The organism is Vibrio sp. EA2, from assembly GCF_033042495.1.
In the GTDB taxonomy this organism is placed as follows: Bacteria; Pseudomonadota; Gammaproteobacteria; order Enterobacterales; family Vibrionaceae; genus Vibrio.
Map to the genome: position 1 here is coordinate 21,358 of NZ_JAWLID010000013.1, position 25,418 is coordinate 46,775.

General features: G+C 45.5%; 21 protein-coding genes. All 21 read left to right on the top strand.

The window, feature by feature from the left end:
• The first annotated feature begins 1 nt into the window (after position 1).
• Positions 2–1,642 (top strand): pilus (MSHA type) biogenesis protein MshL, encoded by a 1,641-nt coding sequence (mshL, locus tag RXX31_RS20210; protein ID WP_317591503.1) that lies wholly within the window; start codon positions 2–4, stop codon positions 1,640–1,642.
• Between the two features lie 44 nt (positions 1,643–1,686).
• Positions 1,687–2,532, top strand: a complete 846-nt coding sequence (locus RXX31_RS20215; RefSeq protein WP_317591504.1) for an ExeA family protein — start codon at positions 1,687–1,689, stop codon at positions 2,530–2,532.
• Positions 2,529–3,626, top strand: a complete 1,098-nt coding sequence (locus tag RXX31_RS20220) for a tetratricopeptide repeat protein (protein WP_317591505.1) — start codon at positions 2,529–2,531, stop codon at positions 3,624–3,626. Before RXX31_RS20215 ends, RXX31_RS20220 begins: the two co-directional genes overlap by 4 nt.
• A complete protein-coding gene (locus RXX31_RS20225) occupies positions 3,623–5,347 on the top strand; it encodes a GspE/PulE family protein (RefSeq protein ID WP_317591506.1) in 1,725 nt (574 codons plus the stop codon). Before RXX31_RS20220 ends, RXX31_RS20225 begins: the two co-directional genes overlap by 4 nt.
• Positions 5,348–5,355: 8 nt before the next feature.
• The gene (locus tag RXX31_RS20230) at positions 5,356–6,579 is read left to right on the top strand and encodes a type II secretion system F family protein (protein WP_317591507.1); all 1,224 of its coding nucleotides are present in this window, start codon (positions 5,356–5,358) and stop codon (positions 6,577–6,579) included.
• Positions 6,580–6,582: 3 nt separating this feature from the next.
• Positions 6,583–7,038, top strand: a complete 456-nt coding sequence (locus RXX31_RS20235; protein ID WP_317591508.1) for an MSHA biogenesis protein MshF — start codon at positions 6,583–6,585, stop codon at positions 7,036–7,038.
• Between the two features lie 291 nt (positions 7,039–7,329).
• Complete coding sequence (locus RXX31_RS20240; RefSeq protein WP_317591509.1) at positions 7,330–7,794, top strand: type II secretion system protein; 465 nt, start codon at positions 7,330–7,332, stop codon at positions 7,792–7,794.
• 72 nt (positions 7,795–7,866) lie between these two features.
• Positions 7,867–8,097 carry an MSHA biogenesis protein MshA gene (locus tag RXX31_RS20245; RefSeq protein ID WP_317591510.1) on the top strand — a complete coding sequence of 77 codons (231 nt, stop codon included), beginning with the start codon at positions 7,867–7,869 and terminating at the stop codon, positions 8,095–8,097.
• A 124-nt stretch (positions 8,098–8,221) separates the two neighbouring features.
• The gene (locus RXX31_RS20250; protein ID WP_317591511.1) at positions 8,222–8,767 is read left to right on the top strand and encodes a prepilin-type N-terminal cleavage/methylation domain-containing protein; all 546 of its coding nucleotides are present in this window, start codon (positions 8,222–8,224) and stop codon (positions 8,765–8,767) included.
• On the top strand, positions 8,764–9,339 hold the full coding sequence (locus RXX31_RS20255; protein ID WP_317591512.1) for a prepilin-type N-terminal cleavage/methylation domain-containing protein: 576 nt from the start codon (positions 8,764–8,766) through the stop codon (positions 9,337–9,339). Before RXX31_RS20250 ends, RXX31_RS20255 begins: the two co-directional genes overlap by 4 nt.
• Entirely contained in the window at positions 9,339–10,100 is a 762-nt protein-coding gene (locus RXX31_RS20260) for a type II secretion system protein (RefSeq protein WP_317591513.1), read from the top strand. Before RXX31_RS20255 ends, RXX31_RS20260 begins: the two co-directional genes overlap by 1 nt.
• Complete coding sequence (locus RXX31_RS20265; RefSeq protein ID WP_317591514.1) at positions 10,090–10,530, top strand: MSHA biogenesis protein MshP; 441 nt, start codon at positions 10,090–10,092, stop codon at positions 10,528–10,530. Before RXX31_RS20260 ends, RXX31_RS20265 begins: the two co-directional genes overlap by 11 nt.
• A gap of 6 nt (positions 10,531–10,536) precedes the next feature.
• Positions 10,537–14,133: a DUF6701 domain-containing protein gene (locus tag RXX31_RS20270; RefSeq protein ID WP_317591515.1), complete on the top strand. Its 3,597-nt coding sequence runs from the start codon at positions 10,537–10,539 to the stop codon at positions 14,131–14,133.
• Positions 14,134–14,285: 152 nt separating this feature from the next.
• Positions 14,286–15,329 (top strand): rod shape-determining protein, encoded by a 1,044-nt coding sequence (locus RXX31_RS20275; protein WP_014233099.1) that lies wholly within the window; start codon positions 14,286–14,288, stop codon positions 15,327–15,329.
• 149 nt (positions 15,330–15,478) lie between these two features.
• Positions 15,479–16,378, top strand: coding sequence for a rod shape-determining protein MreC (gene mreC, locus RXX31_RS20280; RefSeq protein ID WP_317591516.1), 900 nt, complete (start codon positions 15,479–15,481; stop codon positions 16,376–16,378).
• On the top strand, positions 16,368–16,856 hold the full coding sequence (gene mreD, locus RXX31_RS20285; protein WP_317591517.1) for a rod shape-determining protein MreD: 489 nt from the start codon (positions 16,368–16,370) through the stop codon (positions 16,854–16,856). Before mreC ends, mreD begins: the two co-directional genes overlap by 11 nt.
• Positions 16,857–16,860: 4 nt before the next feature.
• The gene (locus RXX31_RS20290) at positions 16,861–17,430 is read left to right on the top strand and encodes a Maf family protein (protein WP_317591518.1); all 570 of its coding nucleotides are present in this window, start codon (positions 16,861–16,863) and stop codon (positions 17,428–17,430) included.
• A gap of 18 nt (positions 17,431–17,448) precedes the next feature.
• Entirely contained in the window at positions 17,449–18,918 is a 1,470-nt protein-coding gene (gene rng, locus RXX31_RS20295) for a ribonuclease G (RefSeq protein ID WP_317591519.1), read from the top strand.
• 11 nt (positions 18,919–18,929) lie between these two features.
• Complete coding sequence (locus tag RXX31_RS20300) at positions 18,930–22,808, top strand: YhdP family protein (protein WP_317591520.1); 3,879 nt, start codon at positions 18,930–18,932, stop codon at positions 22,806–22,808.
• A 28-nt stretch (positions 22,809–22,836) separates the two neighbouring features.
• Positions 22,837–23,658 carry a carbon-nitrogen hydrolase family protein gene (locus RXX31_RS20305; RefSeq protein WP_317591521.1) on the top strand — a complete coding sequence of 274 codons (822 nt, stop codon included), beginning with the start codon at positions 22,837–22,839 and terminating at the stop codon, positions 23,656–23,658.
• Positions 23,659–23,669: 11 nt separating this feature from the next.
• Complete coding sequence (gene tldD, locus RXX31_RS20310; protein WP_317591522.1) at positions 23,670–25,115, top strand: metalloprotease TldD; 1,446 nt, start codon at positions 23,670–23,672, stop codon at positions 25,113–25,115.
• The last annotated feature ends 303 nt before the right edge of the window (positions 25,116–25,418 follow it).

Below are 25,418 nucleotides of genomic sequence, written 5' to 3' on the forward strand. Positions count from 1 at the left end.
TATGCGCAAATTAGTTGTAGGAATAGCGATTGCTTCTTTAATGGGATGTTCAATGGGTCATCGTGATCCAGTGGAAGTCAAAGAGGCGCTCAATGAATCTATCAATCAAGCCAATAGCCGTACGCTAGAAGAAATTCCCTCTTCTGTTGAGGCAGACCTAATGCCAAATTTAGACTCGAATGTATCTTCAGAGCAAGGCACATCGAAGCGTTTTCGTATCCAAGCGAATGAAGTTGCAGCAAGAAGCTTTTTTGCCTCACTCGTGAAAGGCACTGAGTACAGTGTTGCGATTCATCCTGCGGTACAAGGTAACATTACGGTCAATTTATCAGACGTTACATTGGATGAAGTCCTTCATGTGGTACAAAACATGTACGGTTATGACGTGATGAAATCTGGTAAAGTCATTCAGGTGTACCCGGCTGGTATGCGCACCGTGACCATTCCTGTCGATTATCTGCAATTCAAACGCTCAGGTCGCTCACTAACGAGCATTGTAACTGGCTCAGTAACCTCCGCCGGAACCTCTAACTCTGGAGGTAGCTCTGACAGCTCTGACTCGTCAAGTTCTAACAATGATGATAACAGCAACGGTAGCTCGACGACCTCGACAGGTGGTACACGCATTGAAACGGTGACAGAAAGCGACTTTTGGCCAATGTTGCAGCAAGCCGTTGCTAACTTAATTGGTTCAGACAGGGGACAAAGTGTTGTTGTGACGCCGCAAGCAGGTGTCATTACCGTTCGTGCCTTTCCTGATGATATTCGTGAAGTCCGCGAGTTCTTAGGAGTCTCTCAAGAACGCATGCAGCGCCAGGTGATTCTCGAAGCAAAAATTCTCGAAGTGACCTTGAGTGATGGTTATCAGCAAGGTATTAACTGGTCTAATTTATCTGCTTCTATTGGTTCGGGAGGGATTGTTGTCGACCGCCCCGGGTCTGCACTACCGACCTTGGATGCAATTAGCACCTTACTTGGCGGCCAAACAAACGTCACCATTTCTGATGGTAACTTCGATGCTGTATTGAGCTTTATGTCAACACAAGGGGACTTGAACGTACTTTCTAGCCCTCGTATTACTGCAGCGAATAACCAAAAGTCAGTCATCAAAGTAGGTACTGACGAGTACTTTGTGACTGAGCTTTCGAGTAATGCAGGCAATGGTGAAAACTCAAACGCCGTACCAGAAGTTGAGCTAACGCCGTTCTTCTCCGGCATTTCCCTGGATGTTACCCCGCAAATCGATAACAAAGGTAATGTATTCCTCCATGTTCATCCTGCTGTTATTGAAGTATCAGAAGAATTGAAGCAACTGAACCTTGGTGGTGACTTTCAAAATATCCAATTGCCATTGGCAAAAAGCTCGATTCGAGAGTCTGACTCGGTTATTCGTGCAAAAGATGGCGATGTGGTTGTCATTGGCGGTTTGATGAAGCAGCAAAATCGTGAAATGGTTTCTAAAGTTCCCTTCCTTGGCGATGTGCCTGCGTTGGGGCATCTATTCCGCAACGTGAATAACGTTACCGAGAAAACAGAACTGGTCATCTTGTTGAAGCCAACTGTGGTTGGGGTGAACTCTTGGCAAAAAGAGCTAGAACGCTCGCGTGATTTGCTACAAGAGTGGTTCCCTGATGCGCAATAAGTACAGGGAAGTGTCCTGTATTTCAATGAGTTTGTGATTCGAGTATGTACCTGTCACATTTTGGATTTCGAGTTCAGCCGTTTTCACTGACCCCAAATACAGAAATGTTTTTGGGGTTAGCCCCTCATTATGAAGCTATTCAGACCATTCTGGCCGCTGTCCAAATGGGGGAAGGGGTGATTAAGGTGACCGGAGAAGTCGGTACCGGAAAAACCATGGTGTGCCGTAAACTGATTGAGCAGTTGGAAGCACAAGTAGAACTGGTTTATCTGCCTAACCCAGTTTTAAATGGTGAACAATTACAGTTCGCTGTCGCCAGGGAGTTAGGGATAGAGAATAACGATCCTTTGCTTATTGTGTCACTCATTCAGGAGCATTTGATTCGTGTTCATTCATCGGCCAAGAAAACGGTATTGATTGTGGATGAAGCGCAGGCGCTTTCTCCTCAGGCTCTAGAGGCATTACGTTTGCTCGGCAACTTAGAAACCGAACAGGACAAGCTGATTCAGATCGTGTTGTTTGGTCAGCCAGAACTGGATGAACGCCTGGAGACTCATGAGCTAAGACAGTTTCGCCAGCGTATTACATTCAGTTGTGCGTTACGTCCACTCTCGCTCGATGAAGGAGTGGCTTACATCAATAATCGTTTAGATATTGCGGGAAATGCAGCGCACGTATTTTCAGTGGAGCAGAAAAAAGCGATTTGGCGTTCAGCGATGGGCATACCAAGACTGATCAATCAAATCTGCCATAAAGCCTTGTTAGCTGCATTCAACGAAGGCTGTACTTTACTGAAAAATCAGCACGTTTATGTCGCAATACACGACACATTTGATGCCCGTAAACCCAAATTTAAAACACCCGTATTCTGGGGATGGAGTCAACATTGAGTGCCATCAATAAAGCATTATCAGAAATCACAGAGAAAGCATCATCCTCTGAATTAACCAGAGCAGAGATCCCCCATGTGTCTCGTAGCAAGCCCTGGTTATGGCTGGTGGCGGGGTTTTCGTTGAGCCTTGCTGTCGGAGGCTGGGCGGTGTCTCAAGGTCCGGTGGCATCGGATGAAGTCACACAATATCCAGCAGGGGCTGGGCAAAAGGTTGAGTCCAATGCGGCCGTCCCAACTCTTTCACCGACCAGTAAAATGACACCAGAGACAAGCCGTCAAGTTTACACCAAGCCGGTGCAACAACAGCGAGTTACCAAAACGGCAGCAACAAATCCACCAGTAACAGATGCATCTGCACCTGAAGTGGATTCGTTTACGCCAAAACAAGAAGTGAGTTCGGTTGCGCAATCGCCAATCCTACTTGCTCAAGTTGCCAGTGTTCCAAGTGAAAGTGCTCCATCGGACTCTGTTACTGAAAGTTCCATGAATATTGAACAAGTTGAGCTGACACATCATCAGTTAGCGATCAAAGCGTTAGGTCGAGCAGAGAAAGCTTTAGATGCCAATGATATGCAAACCGCGCTTTCTGCCTACCAAGAAGCCTTGCGTTATGAACCAACCAATGCAGATACACGCCAAAAACTCGCAGCACTTTATTTTGGTAAAGGTGACACGCGAAAAGCATATGAAATTATGCAGGAAGGCATCAACCTAGACATAAACAATCAAACGCTTCGATTGGCTTTATCCAAGCTGTTAGTCAAAGCCAAACAGCCTCAAGCGGCGCTTAGCCCATTGGTTCACATGCCACCAATGCCAAATCGAGATTATTTAGCAATGCGAGCTGTGCTGGCACAAAAGCAGAAGCAAGATGACATTGCATTGGAGAGCTACCAATTGCTGACCCAGCGCGATCCTGAAAATGCTCGCTGGTGGATGGGATTAGGTATACAGCAGGAGCGAGCACTGCAGTTCACTTCCGCCATTAGCTCATACAATAAAGCGCTGGAAAAAGTGGGAATATCGAACCAGTCACAGGCCTTTATTCGCGATCGATTGACGGTTCTTAAGCAGTTGGAGAATGCGCAATGAAAATTCAGTTAAGAAAGCGCTTGGGCGATCTTCTGGTAGAAGAGTCAATTGTATCCGAAGAGCAAGTTCAACAAGCACTAACGGCACAACGCAGTACGGGGCAGAAGTTAGGTGATGCGCTGATAGATCTTGGTTTTATTACCGAGAAGCAGATGCTCAGTTTCTTGTCGCATCAGCTAGGCTTGCCGTTGATTGATCTTGGCCGTGCACCAGTTGATCCAGATGCCGTACAACTCTTACCTGAAGTTCATGCTCGTCGGCTGCGCGCGATGGTGGTTGCGCGTAATGGTCATACATTGCGTGTTGCGATGAGCGACCCTGCGGATCTGTTCACGCAAGAGTCTCTGATGAACCTGCTTGGTGAATACAATCTGGAGTTTATCATTGCGTCGGAACGTCAACTGATCGACAGCTTTGATCGTTACTATCGTCGTACTAAAGAGATCGCTTCATTTGCAGAGCAATTGCAGGCGGAGCATCAAGATGTACAGAGCTTCGATTACGGAATCGACGAAACTGACAGTGAAGAAGTGACGGTTGTAAAACTGGTTAACTCCATGTTTGAAGATGCGGTTCAGGTGGGCGCGTCAGATATTCATATTGAACCAGATGATAAAGTACTGCGCCTTCGTCAGCGTATTGATGGTGTGTTACATGAGACGCTATTAAACGAGGTCAAAATTGCTTCCGCGCTGGTTCTACGCTTGAAGCTAATGGCTCAGTTGGATATTTCTGAAAAACGTCTGCCGCAAGATGGCCGTTTTAATATCAAAGTACGTGGTCAATCGATTGATATTCGTATGTCGACCATGCCGACTCAATATGGAGAGTCGGTGGTTATGCGTCTGCTTAACCAGTCTGCCGGATTACGTCCGTTGGAAGAGTCTGGCTTGCCTCCTGAGCTACTTGCACGCTTGAGACGTCAACTATCTCGTCCGCATGGCATGATTCTGGTCACTGGGCCGACTGGTTCCGGTAAAACGACCACATTGTATGGTGCTCTGAGTGAGCTAAATGAACCTGAAAAGAAAATCATCACCGCAGAAGATCCCGTTGAATATCGATTGCCGCGTATTACACAGGTTCAGATCAACAGCCGTATCGATCTGACGTTTTCACGTGTGCTACGCACGTTCCTGCGTCAGGACCCAGATATCATTCTGGTTGGTGAGATGCGCGATCAGGAAACGGTAGAAATCGGTTTACGTGCCGCACTGACCGGCCACTTGGTACTCAGTACTCTGCACACGAACGATGCTGTCGACAGTGCCCTGCGAATGATTGATATGGGCGCGCCAGGCTACTTAGTGGCGAGTGCTGTGCGAGCGGTTGTTGCCCAGCGTCTTGTCCGCCGTGTCTGCCCAGACTGTAAAACAGAAGAGAGTTTGGATGAATCACGTAAGCAATGGTTAGCTGGACGTTTCCCTAATCAAGTCGGCGTGACTTTCTACAAAGGAAGCGGTTGCCAAAACTGTAACCTGACCGGTTATCGAGGTCGAATCGGTGTGTTTGAGATGCTCGAACTAGAGAACGAAATGATGGATAAACTGCGTGCTAACGATGCGGTTGGTTTTGCTCAGGCGGCACGCAGCTCTGAGAAATACAAACCACTGTTGGCATCAGCGATGGAGCTCGCGTTGCAAGGCACCGTAAGTTTGGATGAAGTCATGGCCCTTGGTGAAGGGGATGCTTCAGGTAAAACTGATCCAATTTTTCTATAGGTAAGTGAATGCCAACTTTTCGTTATCAAGGTCGTACTTTAGACGGTTCGTCAGCCAGTGGCAAAATCGAAGCGGTTAACTCTGAATCTGCTGCAGAAGCGTTGATGAACAAGGGCGTGATCCCATTAAATTTACGTCTAGAGAAAGAAGGGATGAAAAACCAGTTTAGCTTGTCTAAGTTACTGGTTCCGGCGATTCCGTTAGAAGTCATTATTTTGTTCTCTCGTCAGCTGTTTAGTTTGACTAAAGCAGGGGTGCCGTTGTTGCGTTCAATGCGAGGGCTACTACAAAACTGTGAAAACAAACAGCTTAAAGAGGCATTGGAAGATGTGGTTTCTGAGTTGAGTAATGGCCGCAGCTTGTCCTCTGCGATGCAGCAGCACAGTAAAGTGTTCAGCCCTCTGTTTGTATCGATGATTAATGTCGGGGAAAATACGGGTCGACTGGATCAGGCGTTGTTGCAACTGGCTAATTATTATGAGCAGGAACTAGAAACCCGCAAGCGAATTAAAGCCGCGATGCGTTATCCAACATTTGTTATCGTATTTATTACAATCGCAATGTTTGTTCTGAATATATTGGTGATTCCAGAGTTCGCTTCTATGTTCACGCGCTTTGGCGTTGATCTGCCATTGCCAACTCGCATCTTGATTGGGACCTCTAATTTCTTTGTGAATTATTGGGTATTGCTTATCGCTCTGATGATCGCGGGATTTATTATCTTTAAGTCTTGGGTTGCGACGGCAGCTGGCCGGGAAGCGTTTGACCGATTCCGTCTGCGCTTGCCTATCGTAGGGGATATTGTCAATCGCGCCCAGTTATCACGTTTTTCTCGCACCTTCGCTCTTATGTTGAAGTCGGGTGTACCGCTCAACCAGTCATTGGCACTTTCTGCTGAAGCATTAGGTAACCGCTTTTTAGAAAACCGTATTTTAGAGATGAAGTCAGCCATTGAAGCGGGTAGCACAATCTCTGTTACGGCCATCAACAGTAAGATATTTACTCCTTTGGTGATCCAGATGATCGCTGTGGGGGAAGAGACCGGTCGTATTGATGAACTGCTACTCGAAGTGTCAGATTACTACGATCGCGAAGTAGATTATGATCTAAAAACGCTGACAGCACGGATAGAACCATTACTCTTGGTGATCGTGGCTGGTATGGTTATGGTACTTGCACTCGGTATATTCCTGCCAATGTGGGGGATGCTGGACATCATCAAAGGCGGCTAATGCGTGGTTGAAAATCAAAACCGAGCCACGCTGATACTCTGTAGTCTTATTGCTGTTATTTTGCTGGGATTAGTGTTTAAATTCCAGTCAGTTACACGAGAAGTACGCGTGACGGGGGCTAAAATGGCCAAGGTCTGGATGCTCGATAGTGTTCAGCGCTATAGAGAAGCCTGGTTACTGCAAGGCGAACCCACACAGATGGAGATGAATGGCTTTCATTTAACGATGACAGAAGGGGGGCTGGTCTCTCCGTTTAACCCACAAGGCGGCTTGGATTGTTCTTACTGGCTATCAGTTCATTATCCGCAGCGTAAGATCATGACTATTGAACCTTCGGAGGTCAGTGGGACGATAAAAAACAACCGATATATATGCAATTATATTTATATGGATAATAAGGTGATTGTTACAGCTAATGGAAATTATCTAACAATAAACGTCGAAATATTGTCGGAGTGATTTTTTTGACACTTTAGTACTATAAACAAGAAGATAAAATAGATATAATACTCGCATTAATATTGATAGGTAGTTGTAATATTAAGTAAATAAGCACATATCAAACTGATTGCGTTTTAAGCTAAGTAATGGTCAACTGTCACTCCTGTTCGGGAGCAGTTTAGTGTCTATTTTACTATCTATTTAGTAAACCTTAAATAAAGCCCAACGCCATTTTGTCTCTATTACAAATGGTGTGAACAAATTTATCTTTTGCAGTCATACTGCATGCTTACATAGAGAGAGTAAACAATGAAAAGACAAGGTGGTTTCACCCTTATCGAACTAGTAGTGGTAATTGTAATCCTAGGTATTCTAGCGGTAACTGCGGCACCACGTTTTTTAAACCTACAAGATGATGCGCGTGACGCGACAATTGATGGACTTAAAGGAGCAATCGCTGGTGCGTCTGGTATTGCTTACGGTAAAGCTGCTATTGAAGGTCAAGAGGGCGCTACTGGTGCAATTTCGGTAGGTACAAGTACTCTAAACCTTGTTTGGGGTTACCCAGAGGCAACTTCTCAAGCTCTTGGTCTTGTAGTCGAGGGGTTAAATGAAGATTGGGTAGTTAAAGGTACTCCAACTGATACAGTCATCCGCTTTGGTATTGATGGTTATTCTAGTACGTGTGTTCAATACACTGAAGGTTCAGCAGCTGACGTTGGTGCGGAAGTGGCCGTCATTGAACCTACTACTGCTAACGAATGTAACGACTAATCTAAATGATTAACATCAGGCCAGCTCAGCTGGCCTGCGTGTTTTCACTTTATAAATCTCGGAATGCTTCATATGCGTAAATCACAAGGTCTTAGTTCAAAAGAGTTTATTATTGTACTGATTATCCTTGGTGTTGTCGGCTATGTGCTATTACCGAGGTTTATCAGTTTTGAACCAGAGACTTATGAAGCTAAGTGGGAGCAAACCAAGCAGACCGCTGAGCACGTTTCTGAGACGCTAAGTAATAAAGAAACCTACGATAGAATTGAACAAGAATTAGGACGCTCAAAAACAGATAATTAACTCGAGCTGATTATTTGTACACTTGCTCGCAATTCGAATTGAAAACTGATAACCCTATCATAATACTCATAAATTCATCGTATACTTAAGTCGCTTGTCCTAAGTTTCAGCCTAAGGTCGGGTTATGAAAATTCGCAGCTCTACATTAGGGTTTACATTAACAGAGTTGATCCTAGTGATCGTTCTTCTCTCCATCCTTTCTCTCTTTGCGGCTAGCCGTTTTATTGGCAAGAGCAGCTTTTCTGCATTTGTACTTCAGGAGCAAGTCATTTCTGTGATTCGTCAGGTACAAGTTAATCGAATGCAGTCGAATATTGATATACCGAATAAGCGTTACCCTGAACGATGCTTTCCAAGTAGTTATAAATCAGAAGAAGATCCAAGCTATACCAATTTTTGCTTATCAATAACTAGTTCTTGTATTGGTTCAACAGCAGCATGTTCATTGACGGGTAATGCACAAGATGCTCGCAGTGATGTGGTTATCGATAAGTCGGCTAAGTTTTCAATCATCAATGGTGCAACTAGCCCAATCGAGTTTAACCTGTTAGGTAATCCTGTAAGCGGTGCAGTAAACATCTTAATTGAAGACCAAAATGGTCAAAGCCGTTGTCGTGTTGCAATCAATACCCAAGGGTATGTATACGCGCCTGATGGAGCTTGCTTATGAAAAAAGTTCGCGGCATGACCTTAATTGAAATGATCATCGCCATCGTCTTAATGGGCATAGCGATGGTGGCGTTTACTTCTTTTCTTGTCCCTCAGGTTCGAGATTCTGCTACCTCTCACTACCAGACCCGTGCCGCTGCTTTAGCTCAAAGCTTGATGTCACAAATTCTTGCGCGTGGTTTTGATGAGCATAGTGACTTTGATGGTGGGTTGATACGTTGTGGTGAAGGTGATGCTGGCACCTCCCAGGCAACCTGCACGTTAAGTGAGGACTTGGGAGCTGAAGAGAGCACTATTTCAAGCTTTAATGATGTCGATGACTATATTGGCTGCTGGTATACGCAAGGTACACAGTCTAGTTGCAATTCTACGCCACATTACAAGCTGAGTAATGTTCTTGGATCGTCGATTGAAAGTGATTACAAAAACTTCAGAGTTGAAGTTGGTGTCGATTATGTTAGCGAGAATGGTTCAGTTTCAAACGACATTGAAGACTATAAACGAGTCACTATGACCATTCATGCGGGACAAGCGCAATCATTTAAACTTTCTGCTATCAAAGGGAACTACTGATGAAAGTACGTGGTTTTACCTTAATAGAGATGATCGTTACGATCGTTATAGGCAGCATTATTATGCTCGGTATCGCAGCCTACTTGCGTCTCGGTGTTCAAGGATACTCAGATAGTATTGCGCGGCAAAGGCTGCAAACCCAGGCACAGTTTGCGATTGAAAAAATGTCTCGTGAAATTCGCCATGCGGTGCCGAATAGTTTTGAGGTCACCCAAGGGAACTCATGCATTTCTTTCTTTCCTATCGCAATGTCTGGTCTTTATGTCAGGCGCGGAACGAACGAAATTGACTTTATTGTTGGTAACGTGGACGAAACTGGTAACCGTTACGACCGTATCCCAGAAAATCTCAGAATGATAATAAACCCAACCCACTCCGCAGACTTCTATAACTCTAGCGATAACATGGATGTTGGAGAAATAGAAAAATCAGCAAATGTCTTTACTACCTCGAACGGCAATGCGTTTAGCAACGATTCTGTGGGGAATCGTTTTTATCTATTTCATCCGCGAACTGGCGTTCGATACTGTTGGGATGCGGATAAAAAAATACTAACACGAGGCAACATTTCGACTGATAAACATGGAAATGATGACATGGTGAATGTAGCCACTATATCTGACCATGTTTCCTCGCTGACTTTTGCATATGAGCCACGTAGCCTTCATTCGGGAGGCATTGTTCATATCAACCTTGAGTTTGAGCAAAACGGAGAGAGTAGTGTTTACCAACAAGATGTACAGGTGCTCAATGTTCCATAGCAAGCCGAGAGGAAACGTGTTGGTGGTCGTTCTTTTCGTCATTATTGTAATGGGTTACTTAGCAGCGACATTGGCTCGTATCGGGTGGTCGAATCAGAGTGCAATCACAAAAGAGTTTCTGGGGACAAAAGCCTGGTTTACGGTTCAGTCTGCCAATGAGTGGGCACTAACCCGAATGTACCCACTGGAAGATAAGGATGATTTTCTTCGGGATAAGCAATGGATATGTGACAACAGAGTCGATGGAGTCTCGCCCGTTATTGCGACACCTGAAGGTTGTAAGATGCAAGCGATGAAATGTAAGTTCATAGGTGAGTTTAATGCTGGTCAATCGGATGCTGTATCTCTGTTTAGAGTGCAAGCAACGGCAGTTTGTGGTTCAGGGCTGTCTCAAGTACAGCGTCAGCAAGAAGTTTGGGTGAAGGAATAAGTCATAATGAAAAAAATCTTCTCAATATTGGCAATCTTTTTATTGTTACCAAATTTAGCTTTTGCCGACCCTAAAGGAGCAGTGTGTGGAGTTCAAGGAGATGGTGACTTTACAATTGCTTTCAATGTATGGGGGGGAAATTCAGGCCATTCCGTAGGACTCGATCAAGGCAGCCATGGTTATGTTCTGTGGTACACCGATCCAAATGAAATTCCTACTAACTATGCGAGTAGTCTGTATGAAAGGGTTTTTTACGAATCAAAGCTCGATCCTGCTCTTTTCTACAATATTCTGATTACTCATGATACTTCTGAAGATGTTCTGAACTATTACCGTAAGCTTGATAGTGAACTAGAATCATCATATGTCTTGATTGACACTAGAAAGCTTGATTTAAAGACAGGTAAGCACTGGGTCTTAGGCGGTGATGTTGATATCACGAGATGTTCGAGTCAAGTTGAACCACCACCATTGCCTCTTATTTGCAGTTACTTCCCAGAGCCTATTCAAGGTTGGAAGGGTTCAACCAGTACATTAAATATTCAAAACCCTACTCAAATATCTGGATGGTCTAGCGAGTATTTGAATGACGATACAAACATATATAGCTACCAACAGAATTGGCCAGAAGGAGCTAGCTGGGATAACCTGCGTGTTGGCTTTGACAAGGGGTTCAATAAATGGTGGCTATATGAAATCCCATCCGCATCAAGTTGTAATGGCTATGGATGTTTTCCCGCAGATGGTGTTTCTGGTGATGGGTTCTCAGTCGGTAATGATGGTCTGGTTGAAAGCCGTAAAGCCGAAACGCCAACCAAAATTACACCTAATTTTGGTAGTTCCTCTTTATATATAAGCCCTGATAAAAATGATGCTGGTATTGTCACGGAAGAGTTCTGCAACAATAACCCTCGTATCTGTAGTTATGGCTCTAGTTCGTCAGGCCTTAAAGAACCACTGATAACGGTTCTGAGCAGCTTGAAAAACTTGACGATCAATAATCATAAAGACACGTTTGATAAATTAACGGTTGTTATCGCTGATGGTGTCCAAATTGAATCAGTTAATATACCTAGAGGTGATAATGTTATCTTCCAGACCCTGGATAATTCAACGGTTACTTTTGGCAATTGGAAGGAAGATACTGGAGCGACAGTATATTCCTTTGGTAATAACTCCAGAATAAATATCGTGAATTCGTTCAATATGGCAAACAAAATGAAAGTTGCCAATACGAACAGTGTCACGTTATATGCGCCAGAAGGTGATATTGATTTTTCTACTACCAACGATGAATTCTATGGCTTTATCCTTGGTAAAACGGTGAGTTTTAGCAACCCTATCACCGTGCATGGTGCAGTGACATCTCAATACTTGACTATAGATACAATCAATGTGGTGATTCAACGCCCTAGTTATGACTGCTCAAGTAATATCGTCGAAGATGACTATACGCTGATCCTTACTCCTGAATCTAATATTGCGCTGGTTTGTGAAGACATAACTCCAACAGTTTCTGTAATGGAAAATGGTAAGCTAGCATCAGACTTTAACGGTAAGGTAGTCGTTTCTGTCGATGGTGTTGAACAACGTTATTCTGGCCCAAGTGAAAAATTTTCGATCGAGAGCGGAGAGGAGAATAAAGTTGTCTCTGTCAGTGCTTATATTGAAGGTGATCAAGACGATACCTTAGTCACAGGTAGCTACGAATTTGTACCGTTTAAATTTTCAGCTGACGACCAGTATGTAGTTGCAGGAAAGTCGAAAGCGGTAAAAGTAAAGACTCTGGCCTGTGATGATAATGGTGAGGTGGTTGATGTTGATAACGGATACAATGGTACTTTAACTTCCACATCATCTTGGATTGTCCCTGCTAGCGGTTCAAAAGGTAACGTAACTTTTGCGCCAAAATTTGTTGACGGAACAGCGAAAAGTGAGTTCGTGGTTGATGAATCAGGAAAAATAAAAGTAAGCCTAGAAGATTCTAATTTTGATTGCACAGGTATCGAAGGTTGTCCAATTGAAGGCAGTGGGACACTAAAAGGCCAGTTCACCGTCTATTCACGTCCTTGGACATTTGCGATTTGTTCAACAGACAATACAAACCTCGACGACGCTACTGGTGACTCTAATAGCGGAAACGGATTTATTGCCGCTGGAGAGACGTTTGATGCCAAAGTTTTGCCTCTGCGATATACAGACAGTGGTTCTATCTCGGGTGAGGTAGAATCAACTAGCTCTTTGTGTGGGCAGGGCGACGTTACATCAAATTTCTTTTTAGGTGATTCATCAGACAATACCGTTGTTCTATCAAGTAGTGTTGAAACTCCTACTCAATCTGATGATTTGGTATTCAGCTCTGAGATCAGTCGCAAGAATAGCGACAATGAATACACATTTACCGATTTATCCTGGGAGGATGTCGGTAGCCTCAAGCTGATGGCTGCTACTAGTGATAATTCTAGTTGTGCATCTGGTGGTACTTTACAAACATGGTACGAATGTACTCAGATGGGCTATCGTGAAGTTGGCCGTTTTTACCCCGCTTATTTTGAAGTCACTCAATCGGATTGGTGGGTGGATAAAGCCGATGCGGAAGATACAGCTACTGAGCCATACTCTCAAAATAATATTGCGTATCTATCACAACCCTTTGGTTTAGCTGAATTTGAAGTTGTACCTTTTTCATTAAATGGTAGCGCAATAGAAAACTACAGTCAGTTTGTTGCAAGCCTGCAGGCAAAGATTAGTGTATTGGAAGATGAAGATCTTGGTGATCGTTTAACGGTTTCAGTTAGTGATGGGGACTGGGATAATGATTCAACTCATTCTCGTTGGTATCTGGAAGATCAATATGCGGTATTTTATCGAGACTTTACTTTAGATACTCAAGGAGTCAGGGAGTCTAATGTAGATGGTCCTTTCAATGTTTCGGAAGATGCAAATTCAACGACTACAAACTTTGGATTCACTATTTCGACAAATTCAGATCCTATAGATAGCCGTACACAAAATGATACTGCTTGCCTGAATAACACTGAATCATATTCATCAGTATGTGATTTATCATTCCCTACTCAGCCTCCTGCCCGCTATGGCCGCATGGCAATGGATGATGTCGGTGGTACTTCTGTCAGTACCATCAATATTCCTCTGCGCACAGAATACTGGAATGGTTCTCGCTTTATCACCAATACTGATGACTCTGCTTCTGATTATTCTTCTGATGAAGACTATGTTTGTTATCAAGAGGTGTGGTCTGAAGCTTCTGGTTCAGACGGTTCGTTGAAAGCAGTGACTAAGACAGTTGATTCAGGTGTCAGCGACGAACTTTACGCTACTCCATATTCCGCAGATGATAGTAGCTCAATACGCCAACAAATACGTTTCTGGCTGAGAATGGATGATACTAGTACGACATCTCCGCAAACGTTGGAAACAGATGATGTTACTTGTGGGAGTAGTTATATGAGTCAACCTTGGCTCCAATACAACTGGAGAGGGAAAGGAGATGAAGACCCTTCCTCCGTCGTAACCTTTGGAATCCACCGGGGTAACGATCGTGTGATTTATCGTGGTGAGCCGGGATTAACGGCCCAGTAACAAACTTCGGTTTTTGCGCTTAAGTTAGGAAACTGCAAGAAATTGGTGCTTTCCGCCCATGTTTGTGTACCAATACCTTGCTGTGACAGCGAGGCATTGGTACATTTAGGACAATTTTTGTCTTTAATATTTTTGCAGGATGAACGAAGAGTATGTTTAAGAAACTTCGTGGCATGTTTTCTAACGATTTATCGATCGACTTAGGTACAGCCAACACTCTAATTTACGTAAAGGGGCAAGGTATTGTCCTTGATGAACCTTCTGTAGTTGCTATTCGTCAAGATCGTGTAGGTTCTGCAAAAAGCGTTGCTGCAGTCGGTCACGCAGCAAAGCAAATGCTTGGTCGTACGCCAGGTAACATTTCTGCTATTCGTCCGATGAAAGATGGCGTGATTGCTGACTTCTACGTGACAGAAAAAATGCTACAGCACTTCATTAAGCAGGTGCACGACAACAGCATCCTGAAGCCTAGTCCACGTGTATTGGTCTGTGTTCCTTGTGGTTCTACACAAGTTGAGCGTCGTGCGATTCGCGAATCAGCACTAGGTGCTGGTGCTCGTGAAGTTTACCTAATCGATGAGCCAATGGCGGCAGCAATCGGTGCTGGCCTGCGCGTGTCTGAGCCGACTGGTTCAATGGTGGTCGATATCGGTGGTGGTACAACTGAAGTAGCGGTTATCTCGCTTAACGGCGTGGTTTACTCGTCTTCTGTTCGTATCGGTGGTGACCGCTTTGATGAAGCTGTTATCAATTATGTTCGTCGTAACTACGGCAGCTTGATTGGTGAAGCAACCGCAGAGAAGATCAAACACGAAATCGGCTCAGCTTACCCTGGTGATGAAGTTCTAGAGATTGAAGTTCGTGGCCGTAACCTTGCAGAAGGTGTACCTCGCAGCTTCAGCCTGAACTCAAATGAAATCCTTGAAGCGCTGCAAGAGCCGTTGTCTGGTATCGTATCGGCAGTGATGGTTGCACTAGAACAGTGCCCACCAGAGCTTGCGTCAGATATCTCTGAAAACGGCATGGTCCTGACAGGTGGTGGTGCACTACTAAAAGATCTAGACCGTCTACTGATGGAAGAAACTGGGATTCCAGTTGTTATCGCTGAAGATCCACTGACTTGTGTGGCTCGTGGTGGCGGTAAAGCACTAGAAATGATCGACATGCACGGCGGCGATCTATTTTCTGAAGAATAAAAGTTTAGGTGGAGCTCAAAGCGAGCTTCACCTTCATTTCTGCTCTCTCTGTAATTCAAATATGCTCCATACCTGAACGTATTTAATGCAATATTTCAGGTTGCCAATTAAGGCTCAATAGCTATGGAAGCAATCAGGTCAAAAACAAGATGAATCCGATCTTTGGCAGAGGACCATCTCTGCAATTACGTCTGTTTTTTGCTGTCATTATGTCGGCGAGCTTAATGCTGGCGGATAGTCGTCTGGATACGTTCTCTAACGTTCGATATTTACTGAACAGTGCGGTTTCGCCAATTCAGTATGCCGCTAATTTACCTCGCAGTATGTTCGATGGTGTCTTTGAGCGTTTTAATACTCGTCAGACGCTTGTTGAAGGCAATCGTAATTTAAAGCGAGAAGTGCTACGTCTGAAAAGCGAGCTGATCTTGCTCGATCAATATAGAGAAGAAAACCAACGCTTACGCAAACTGTTGGGATCATCCTTTGTCCGCGACGAAAAGAAAGTCGTGACGGAAGTCATGGCGGTCGACACATCACCTTATCGTCATCAGGTCGTGATAGATAAAGGCCAGATCGACGGTGTGTACGTAGGTCAGCCAGTTATCAACGAAAAAGGTATTGTGGGTCAGGTAACCTTTGTTGCAGCGCATAATGCTCGAGTATTGCTGCTGACCGACGCGAAGAATGCCATTCCTGTTCAGGTTATCCGTAACGACATCAGAGTGATCGCGTCCGGCAATGGTGAAATGGATGAAATCCAACTCGAACATATTCCAACCAGTACGGATATTCAGGTTGGCGATTTGTTGGTGACGTCAGGATTAGGTGGTATCTACCCAGAAGGTTATCCGGTTGCGAATGTCACTATCGTGGATCACGATACTCGTCAGGAGTTCGCGTCCATTAAAGCGGAGCCAGTGGTTGAGTTTGATCGTCTGCGATACCTACTACTCATTTGGCCAAATGAAGATCGTCAGCACAAAGTGTTGCAATCCAATGTTGATGAAGATGCAGAGCAAGTGGAACAAGAGGTAACTGATGGCGAGTAATGTATTTCGAAGCCGAATGGTTATTGGCGTTAGCTTCTTTGTTGCGCTGGTTTTGCAAACCATCCCGTGGCCGGGCGATCTGGAACTATTCCGTCCGTCATGGCTGTTTTTAGTCACCTGCTACTGGGTGTTAGCTCTGCCGAACCGCGTTAACGTTGGTAGTGCTTTAATTCTGGGCCTGATATGGGACATATTAGTCGGTTCGACGTTGGGAATTCGGGGCATGATGATGTCGATCATCATCTATTTGGTCGCGCTGAACTTCTTACTAATCCGCAATATGGCATTGTGGCAACAATCGATTTTAATTGCCTTTTTTACTGTGTTATTGGAAGTTTTGATATTCTGTGGGGAATATTTGAACCAGGACGTAGTATTTAACCCATTATCCCTGTGGACGGCGGCAATAAACTGTATACTTTGGCCATGGATGTTTTTATTAATGCGACGAGTGCGTCGAGCATGGCACGTCAGGTAAAAGTGTGAAAAAAAGCTTATCACTCGTTCTCGCTTCAGGCTCTCCGAGAAGAAAGGAGTTACTTGCTCAACTGGGTTACGATTTTGACATCGTATTACCAGATGTTGAGGAAGCCAAACAGGCTCATGAGCAGGCACAAGATTATGTGCTGCGTCTTTCTCTGGAAAAAGCTCAGGGAGGCTTAGCATTGGCTAAGCCTGATTCCGTTGTATTGGGCTCTGACACTGTGGTGGTATGTGATGACCAGGTGTTGGAGAAACCCACAAATTTCGAAGATGCGAAGCGTATGCTTACTCGCTTATCGGGTCGTCGCCATCAAGTGATGACCGCAGTGAGCGTCGTTTCATCGCAACAACAACACTCAGTGGTCGTCATCACTGATGTCTGGTTCAAGCCATTGACTCATGAAGAAATCGAACAATATTGGCAGTCAGGCGAACCATGCGATAAAGCTGGAAGTTATGGTATTCAGGGACTCGGAGGACGTTTTGTCACCCGAATCGAAGGCAGTTATCACGCAGTAGTAGGCTTACCTTTGTTCGAAACCGATCAGCTAATTCAAGAATTTTTATAATTATTTTGAGGTGTGCACATGAGTGCAGAATTGCTGCTAAACGTGACCCCGAGTGAAACTCGTGTGGCCATGATTGAAGGTGGAGTGCTACAAGAAATTCATATCGAGCGCGAATCACGTCGCGGTATCGTAGGTAACATCTACAAAGGTAAAGTCAGCCGCGTACTGCCCGGTATGCAGGCGGCTTTCGTCGATATTGGCTTAGATAAAGCGGCGTTTTTGCATGCGTCTGATATCGTACCGCATACAGAGTGTGTGGCAGAAAACGAAAAACAACAGTTTCAGGTTCGTGATATTTCTGAGCTGGTTCGCCAGGGGCAGGATATCGTGGTGCAAGTGGTTAAAGATCCACTAGGTACCAAAGGCGCACGCTTAACCACCGACATTACCCTTCCTTCTCGCTATCTGGTTTTCATGCCGGGCGCGAGCCACGTAGGTGTATCACAACGTATTGAAAGTGAACGCGAACGCGAGCGTTTGAAGAAAGTCGTCAATCAATACTGTGATGAACACGGTGGATTCATTATCCGTACCGCAGCAGAAGGTGCGGATGAAAAAGAGCTTTCTCAGGATGCAGCCTTTCTAAAACGCTTATGGCTTAAAGTCATGGAGCGCCGCTCTAAATATAAAACTCGCTCGACTCTTTATGGTGAGCTGGGGCTGGCACAGCGCATTCTGCGTGATTTTGTTGGTACCGAGCTGGATAAGATTCTGGTCGATTCGCGTTTAGAGTACGACAACCTGCACGAGTTTACCTCGGAGTATGTACCTGAGCTGACCGACAAGCTTGAGCTGTATGAAGGCGATAAGCCTATCTTCGATATGTACGACACGGAGAATGAGATCCAACGTTCTTTAGAGCGTAAGGTGGAACTGAAATCCGGCGGTTACTTGATCATCGATCAAACCGAAGCGATGACGACCGTTGATATTAACACTGGTGCGTTTGTTGGTCGTCGTAACTTAGAAGAGACGATTTTCAACACCAATATTGAAGCGACTCAGGCTATTGCTCGTCAGCTGCGTTTACGTAACCTTGGCGGTATTATTATTATCGACTTTATCGACATGGCCTCCGAGGAGCATCGTCAGCGCGTTCTGACTTCTCTTGAAGCTGCGCTGTCGAAAGATCGAGTAAAAACTAATATTAACGGCTTCACTCAATTGGGGCTGGTTGAGATGACCCGTAAACGCACACGCGAAAGTATTGAACATATTCTTTGTTCTGGTTGTCCTACTTGTGAAGGTCGAGGAACTGTGAAAACGGTTGAGACTGTATGTTTCGAGATTCTGCGCGAAATCACCCGAGTGAACCGAGCTTATGATGCCGACAATTTTGTTGTTTACGCGTCCCCGTTCGTTGCAGAAGCGCTACTCGGTGATGAGTCACATGCGCTGGCAGAGCTCGAAGTCTTTATTGGCAAGCAAGTTCGAATTCAGGCTGAGCCTCTGTACATTCAGGAACAGTTTGACGTTGTGATGATGTAATTGGGACATTTGTGAATTTTGGTTTTAACCGTTTGGGACGATTTTGTGCGTGGAGTTTAGCCACCATTTTGGTTTTACTCGCAATTGTCGTAACGACACTGCGTGTCACATTACCACAGCTCGACCACTTTCAAGATGAGATCAAAACCTGGGTCAAACAAGGCACAGGTTTTGACTTTTCTATCTCCAGCGTTGCTGGCTCCTGGCGAAACAGCCACCCTTCAATTGCGTTACTTGGTCTAGAAGCGAACCTGCCGAACAACCAGGAAGCACGCTTTGCCGTTGATGAGCTTCAGATTGAATTTGATTTGATCCAGTCGCTTCTCCAGTTCAAACCCGTCGTAGCGGATCTCACCATTCACAATTTAGCGCTGGATATTCGCAGCGTCAGTCTTCTGCCTAATGCTGAAAGCCAAATGCCTGTGGCGACATCTGAAAAAAGTGAAGTGAAGCTAATAGACCAATTAGATTCACTTTTACTACGTCAGTTTGAAGACTTCACTGTCACGGATTCGCGTATCTGGTATAAATCCGTTTCCGGTGAAACGAGACGACTGGATATCGAAAGACTCCGTTGGAGTAATCAGGGTAAGCGCCACCTCGCGGAAGGAACGGTAAGTATCGCTGATGCCAAGATTAATTCCTTGTTGGTAAGTGCTAACTTTAAAGATCATGGCTCTTTGCGTGATGTATCGGGTGAGTTTTATGTCAGTGCTCAGGATGTCTCGGTTGCGCCTTGGCTGACTACCTATATGCAGGCAGAATCCGGTGTAGAGTCCGGTAAAGTCAGCCTGAATACCTGGCTGACCCTTAAACACAGTCAGCCCAATTATGCCTATGTGGAGTTACAGCCGTCGGAGTTAGTCTGGAACGAAAATGGCAGCCATGAGCTATTTATTGAATCTGGCACCTTTAAGCTGCTGCCGGATAAAGATGGGTGGAAAGTAAATGGTCACTCACTTCAAATCCGTACCGATGAAAAACTATGGCCAGAGTTAGACGTTGCATTTGACTGGCAGCCTTCCGGGTGGATGCTCAACCTCTCCGAAATCGACATTGAATCTGTCACACCACTGATAAAGCTCGCACCAGAATCTGAGTCGACCAGTAAATTTATTAATCAAATAGCGCCCAAAGGACGACTGGAAGATATTCGTCTATCGATGAATGGTGGATTAGAGACGCTCCGCTATTCCGCTGAGCTCGATGAGTTGGGTTTAACGCAGTGGCAGTTGTTGCCGGGGTTCCAGCATGTTCAGGGAAGCGTGTCGGGTAACATTAATCAGGCCAAAGCCAATGTCACGGTGATTGATGATGTTTTCCCTTATGGTGATGTGTTTCAGGCCCCGCTGAACATTAAGCAAGGCGAAGTCGATATCGTCTGGCAACAAGATGAACAAGGTTGGCGCTTGTGGGCAGATAAAGTCACGGCTGCAACTCCCGATTTACAGGTTTTGGGGGCTTTTCGCTTAGATTTCCCGAAAGACCAAAGTCCATTCCTGTCATTCTACGCCGAGGCGGATCTGTACAATGCTGGCGAAACCTGGCGTTACTTACCAACTTTAGCGTTAGGGCAAAACCTCACGGATTACCTCTCTACCGCGATCCAAGGCGGTAAAGTCAATACTGCCAAGTTACTTTGGTATGGTGAACTTGGCGATTTCCCTTATAACCATCACAACGGTATGTTTCAGGCATGGGTCGGTCTCAAGGATGCAAAATTCAGCTTTGATACTGCCTGGCCGCCCATCACCAATATGCAGTTGGATTTATTATTCGAAAACGATGCCATGCATCTGGACTCAAAATCGGCGACACTCAATGGTGTAGCTGCTGAGCGCATTACTGGCCGCATTCCGAGGCTGGCTCCTGGCGGTCATATTGAAATTGAAGCAAAAGCTAGCGCACCGGGGAACGAAGTTCGTGACTACATGATGGCGACGCCTTTAGTGGACTCGGTTGGCGCAGCGTTGACCGCTTTGCAAGTTAGTGGCCCGGTTTACTCCGAGTTCCAGCTCAATATTCCTTTTAATAAAGAGAATCAACCAAGAGCCTGGGGCTATGCGGACCTTAAAGACAATCGTGTTGATATTGATGCGCCGCCAATGACCTTAGAGAACGCGACCGGACGTATTCATTTTGATAACGATGTCGTCACGACTTCTGGTCTTGCCGCAGAATTGTTAACACAACCTATCTCGCTTGATTTTCGTGGCGAAAGCTCGCAACAGGGCTACGATGTGACCATCAATATACTGGGCGACTGGGACGTTGAACCGCTGAAACCCTATGTCGGGGAGCGATGGCTGAACTTAGTCTCTGGCCACGCACCATGGCAAATGGATATCGACTTACAGCTCAATGATGTCGGCTTTACCTATCAAGTTGACGTCTTAGCGCAACTCAATCGAGTGATTAGCGAGTATCCGTATCCGCTGGCAAAACAAGCGGGTGAGTCTGGTCAGGCGAAACTGCAGGCATCCGGAAACCAGGAAAATATTTCTGCTCGTCTGGAGGTTCCCAACGCAAAATACCAGACGGAGATAGATATTACTGGTGAGGTACCGCTGTTAACCGCGACCAACTTAACGGTTGGGCAAGGTGGTTTCAAAATGAGCCCAGTCGTTGGACATGATGCGTCAATACGTCTTGATGAGCTTGATTTGGATAAGTGGTTAGAGCTGCTAAGCGTCCCGTCCAGTAGCGCACCGTCAGTGCTATCCAGTATGAAGACGCCGAGCATTCCATTGCCAACTCGGGTAGATATTGAGGCTCAGAGCTTAACGCTCGGTAAGATTGAATTCCATGATGTTGATGTTAATGCCAGTAAAAAGAGCTCAAGCTGGCACATGCAGGTGAATAGTCAGGAGTTGAAAGGAAAGGCTGATTACCTGAAACCGAATGATTTGTCGGTATCCTTGGATCATCTGCATTTGTACGTACCGGGCTTTGATGAGCTTGAGAAAGAGCGAAGCTCCATCTTTGCCAGGGAAGATCAAAATGCGCCGTTAATTACCAAATTTGACCGCCAGTTTCACGACGAAATGCCAAACTTAAAACTGAAGATTAATGATTTTTGGTTACAAGGGTATAAGGTGGGCAAGGTGGATGTTGACATGCTGCGCCGTGATGATCGACTGGAGTGGAAAAAGCTTGCCTTTAGCAGTGGAAAAAACAGTATCGATATGAGTGGCTGGTGGGAACTGACCGATGAGCGCAGTCATTCTAACCTGACTATGAAAGTTAAGGGCGACAACAATACCGATCTGATGGAGCGCTTCGGCATCACTTCAGGGATACAGCAGGCTCCATTCGAACTGAATGCCAATATGGAGTGGGATGGTGCGCCTTGGTCGATGAAGACTCAAACCCTACAAGGTGACGTATCGACCAAGTTTGGCAAAGGCGTCATCAGTGAAGTCAGTGGTGCTGCTCGTCTGCTTGGATTATTCAGCCTGGACTCTATTATTCGTAAGATGCAGCTCGACTTTACCGACGTGTTTGATAAAGGGATGGCGTTCAATTCGATTACCGGGTCGGGCAAGATTCAGGATGGCGTATTTGTCACTAATGATATCGTTATGGATGCACTCGCCGGGGAGATGCAGATTCGTGGAATGGCTGACGTCACGAAAAGAATGGTGGATGCAGAAGTGAAATTTACACCTGATATCACCTCTGGTTTACCTATGTTGACGGCGTTCGCAGTTGCACCACAAACCGCTTTATATGTGCTGGCAATCTCGACGGTGATTTCTCCTGTGGTGGAGGTGTTTACTCAAGTGAACTATGAAGTCAAAGGGCCGCTTGAGTCACCGACGGTTAAAGAAATATCACGTAGTAAGGGTGAATATAAGCTGCCAGAAAAGCTGCGCGAGCAGGCGAAGTAAATAACCTCAGTTTTAAGGAAGGAAACACATGGAACGTGTTGGCATCATTCAAATGACGTCTGGCCCAGATATCGAAGCGAATCTGGCCTTTATTGAAAAGCAGTGTGTCTTGGCCGCCGAGCAGGGGGTGAAGCTGGTTTTAACCCCTGAAAACTCTGTGCTGTTTTCCAGCCGAGAAGATTACCATCAACACGCTGAGCCGCTCGGAAGTGGTGCGATACAGCAACGTTTAGCTGAGATTGCTAAACATAATCAGCTGACGCTTATTGTTGGCAGTATGCCGATTCAAACAGCCAAAGGTGTGACGACGACAAGTATTGTGTTGCCGCCACATGGTAAGTGCATTGCTCACTATGACAAACTGCATATGTTTGACGTCGAAGTCGCAGACGGCCACGGCAGCTACCGAGAATCCGATACCTTTACGGCTGGCAATCAAATTGTTGTCGCAGAAACGGATCTTGGTAGTGTTGGATTGAGTATTTGCTATGACATACGTTTTCCTGAATTATACAAAGAGCTACGTTTAGCTGGCGCGGATATAATTGTCGTCCCCGCTGCGTTTACCGCTGTAACAGGCGAAGCGCACTGGGAGATACTATTACGTGCCAGAGCAATAGAAACTCAGTGCTGGATTCTTGCCAGTAATCAAACCGGTACCCATCCTTGCGGACGAAAAACGTGGGGTCACTCGATGGTTATTGACCCTTGGGGACGCATTCACAAACAATTTCAAGACCAAGTCGGTTTGTTGGTGGCTGAGATAGATTTGTCACAAGCCCAGCAAGTAAGGCAGAATATGCCGCTGACTCAACACAGTCGCTTTCAAAATGAATTGAGACGGAAATAAAAGAGCTAACTATGAGCACAAACCAAATAGAACAGGCACTCATTGCCCCAAATGGTCTGACAGAGCAAGACATTGCTGACACACTAGCGAGTATTGCCACGCGCCAGATCGATTATGCGGACATTTACTTTCAGTCCAGCTGGCATGAGTCTCTGGTTCTGGAAGACAGCATCATCAAAGATGGCTCTTTTAATATCGATTGTGGTGTTGGCGTTCGTGCTGTCACCGGCGAGAAAACGGGTTTCGCATACTCAGACCAAATTAATCCGGAAGGCCTCAAACAAAGTGCTATTGCGGCGCGAGGTATTGCCCAGCAAGGACAAAACGGCAAGGTGCAGGCATTTAAACGCACCGATAACCAAGCTTACTATGAAGCGGTTAACCCATTGGCTGGTTGGGAAAAGCAGCAAAAAACCGAACTGCTAAAATCGCTTGATGCGTACATCCGCACGAAAGAGCCGTTGATTAAAGAAGTCTCTATCAGCATTAGTGGTGTGCATGAACAAATGCTAGTTGCGGCGACTGACGGGACTTACGCGGGTGATATTCGCCCGTTAGTGCGTCTGTCTATCAGCGTTTTAGCTCAGAAAGGTGAACGCCGTGAGCGTGGCAGTGCGGGCGGTGGCGGTCGTTTTGGCTATGATTTCTTCCTTTCTGAAACGGATGGCGTGAAGCAAGCGTTCCACTACGCTGATGAAGCGATTCGCATGGCTTTAGTTAACTTAGAAGCCGAAGCCGCACCGGCTGGTATGATGCCCGTGGTACTTGGTTCTGGCTGGCCGGGCGTATTACTGCACGAAGCGGTAGGGCACGGCTTAGAAGGTGACTTTAACCGTAAAGAGTCGTCTGTTTTCTCTGGCAAAATGGGTCAGAAAGTGACTTCATCACTTTGTACTATTGTTGACGATGGCACATTGAAAGACTTACGTGGTTCTTTGAACGTCGATGATGAAGGTGTGAAAGGTCAATACAATACGCTGATCGAAGACGGTGTATTGAAAGGCTATATGCAAGACAAGCTTAACGCGCGCTTGATGGGAGTAAACCCAACTGGTAACGGTCGCCGTGAGTCCTACGCGCACTTACCAATGCCACGTATGACCAATACTTACATGCTGCCGGGTGAACATACACCGGAAGAGATTATCTCTACGGTGGAGAAAGGTCTGTACGCACCAAACTTTGGTGGCGGTCAGGTAGACATTACGTCAGGTAAGTTTGTGTTCTCTGCGTCTGAAGCCTACTTAATTGAAAATGGTAAAATTACTCGCCCGGTGAAAGGCGCGACGCTGATTGGCTCTGGCATAGAAGCCATGCAGCAAGTCTCGATGGTTGGTAACGATCTGAGCATCGACAAAGGTGTGGGTGTGTGTGGTAAAGCAGGACAAAGTGTGCCTGTCGGCGTGGGTCAGCCAACATTGAAACTCGACTCGCTGACAGTTGGTGGTACGGAATAAATAAGGTTCTAGGTTTATAAGGTTCTAGGATCCTAGGTTATAGGTCCTAGATGGGCTTGTTGGGATTACAGATTACAGGCAATGGAATACTGATTATATTATTTTTGTATTCGGTATGTTATGTCGTCATTCCAGCGAGTCTAAGCGAGACTAGGAATCTACTTACCGCCAAGACGAAGCCAAAATGGACACCTTTGACTCCGACATTCTTGGACAGCAGATCCTGAATCACGCTCCTTCGTCGCTGTTCAGGATGACGCTCTTGAAACAATAGTGCTCCGTAATCTCTATTTCAGAGCATTA

Bases quoted from the DNA above. Each gene is read 5' to 3' on its own strand.
- RXX31_RS20255 (WP_317591512.1), top strand. From the start codon at position 8,764: ATGAAAAAAGTTCGCGGCATGACCTTAATTGAAATGATCATCGCCATC.
- rng (WP_317591519.1), top strand. From the start codon at position 17,449: ATGAGTGCAGAATTGCTGCTAAACGTGACCCCGAGTGAAACTCGTGTG.
- RXX31_RS20250 (WP_317591511.1), top strand. From the start codon at position 8,222: ATGAAAATTCGCAGCTCTACATTAGGGTTTACATTAACAGAGTTGATC.
- RXX31_RS20265 (WP_317591514.1), top strand. From the start codon at position 10,090: ATGTTCCATAGCAAGCCGAGAGGAAACGTGTTGGTGGTCGTTCTTTTC.
- tldD (WP_317591522.1), top strand. From the start codon at position 23,670: ATGAGCACAAACCAAATAGAACAGGCACTCATTGCCCCAAATGGTCTG.
- RXX31_RS20260 (WP_317591513.1), top strand. From the start codon at position 9,339: ATGAAAGTACGTGGTTTTACCTTAATAGAGATGATCGTTACGATCGTT.
- mreD (WP_317591517.1), top strand. From the start codon at position 16,368: ATGGCGAGTAATGTATTTCGAAGCCGAATGGTTATTGGCGTTAGCTTC.
- mreC (WP_317591516.1), top strand. From the start codon at position 15,479: ATGAATCCGATCTTTGGCAGAGGACCATCTCTGCAATTACGTCTGTTT.
- RXX31_RS20230 (WP_317591507.1), top strand. From the start codon at position 5,356: ATGCCAACTTTTCGTTATCAAGGTCGTACTTTAGACGGTTCGTCAGCC.
- RXX31_RS20270 (WP_317591515.1), top strand. From the start codon at position 10,537: ATGAAAAAAATCTTCTCAATATTGGCAATCTTTTTATTGTTACCAAAT.
- RXX31_RS20240 (WP_317591509.1), top strand. From the start codon at position 7,330: ATGAAAAGACAAGGTGGTTTCACCCTTATCGAACTAGTAGTGGTAATT.
- RXX31_RS20215 (WP_317591504.1), top strand. From the start codon at position 1,687: ATGTACCTGTCACATTTTGGATTTCGAGTTCAGCCGTTTTCACTGACC.
- RXX31_RS20305 (WP_317591521.1), top strand. From the start codon at position 22,837: ATGGAACGTGTTGGCATCATTCAAATGACGTCTGGCCCAGATATCGAA.
- mshL (WP_317591503.1), top strand. From the start codon at position 2: ATGCGCAAATTAGTTGTAGGAATAGCGATTGCTTCTTTAATGGGATGT.
- RXX31_RS20275 (WP_014233099.1), top strand. From the start codon at position 14,286: ATGTTTAAGAAACTTCGTGGCATGTTTTCTAACGATTTATCGATCGAC.
- RXX31_RS20245 (WP_317591510.1), top strand. From the start codon at position 7,867: ATGCGTAAATCACAAGGTCTTAGTTCAAAAGAGTTTATTATTGTACTG.
- RXX31_RS20225 (WP_317591506.1), top strand. From the start codon at position 3,623: ATGAAAATTCAGTTAAGAAAGCGCTTGGGCGATCTTCTGGTAGAAGAG.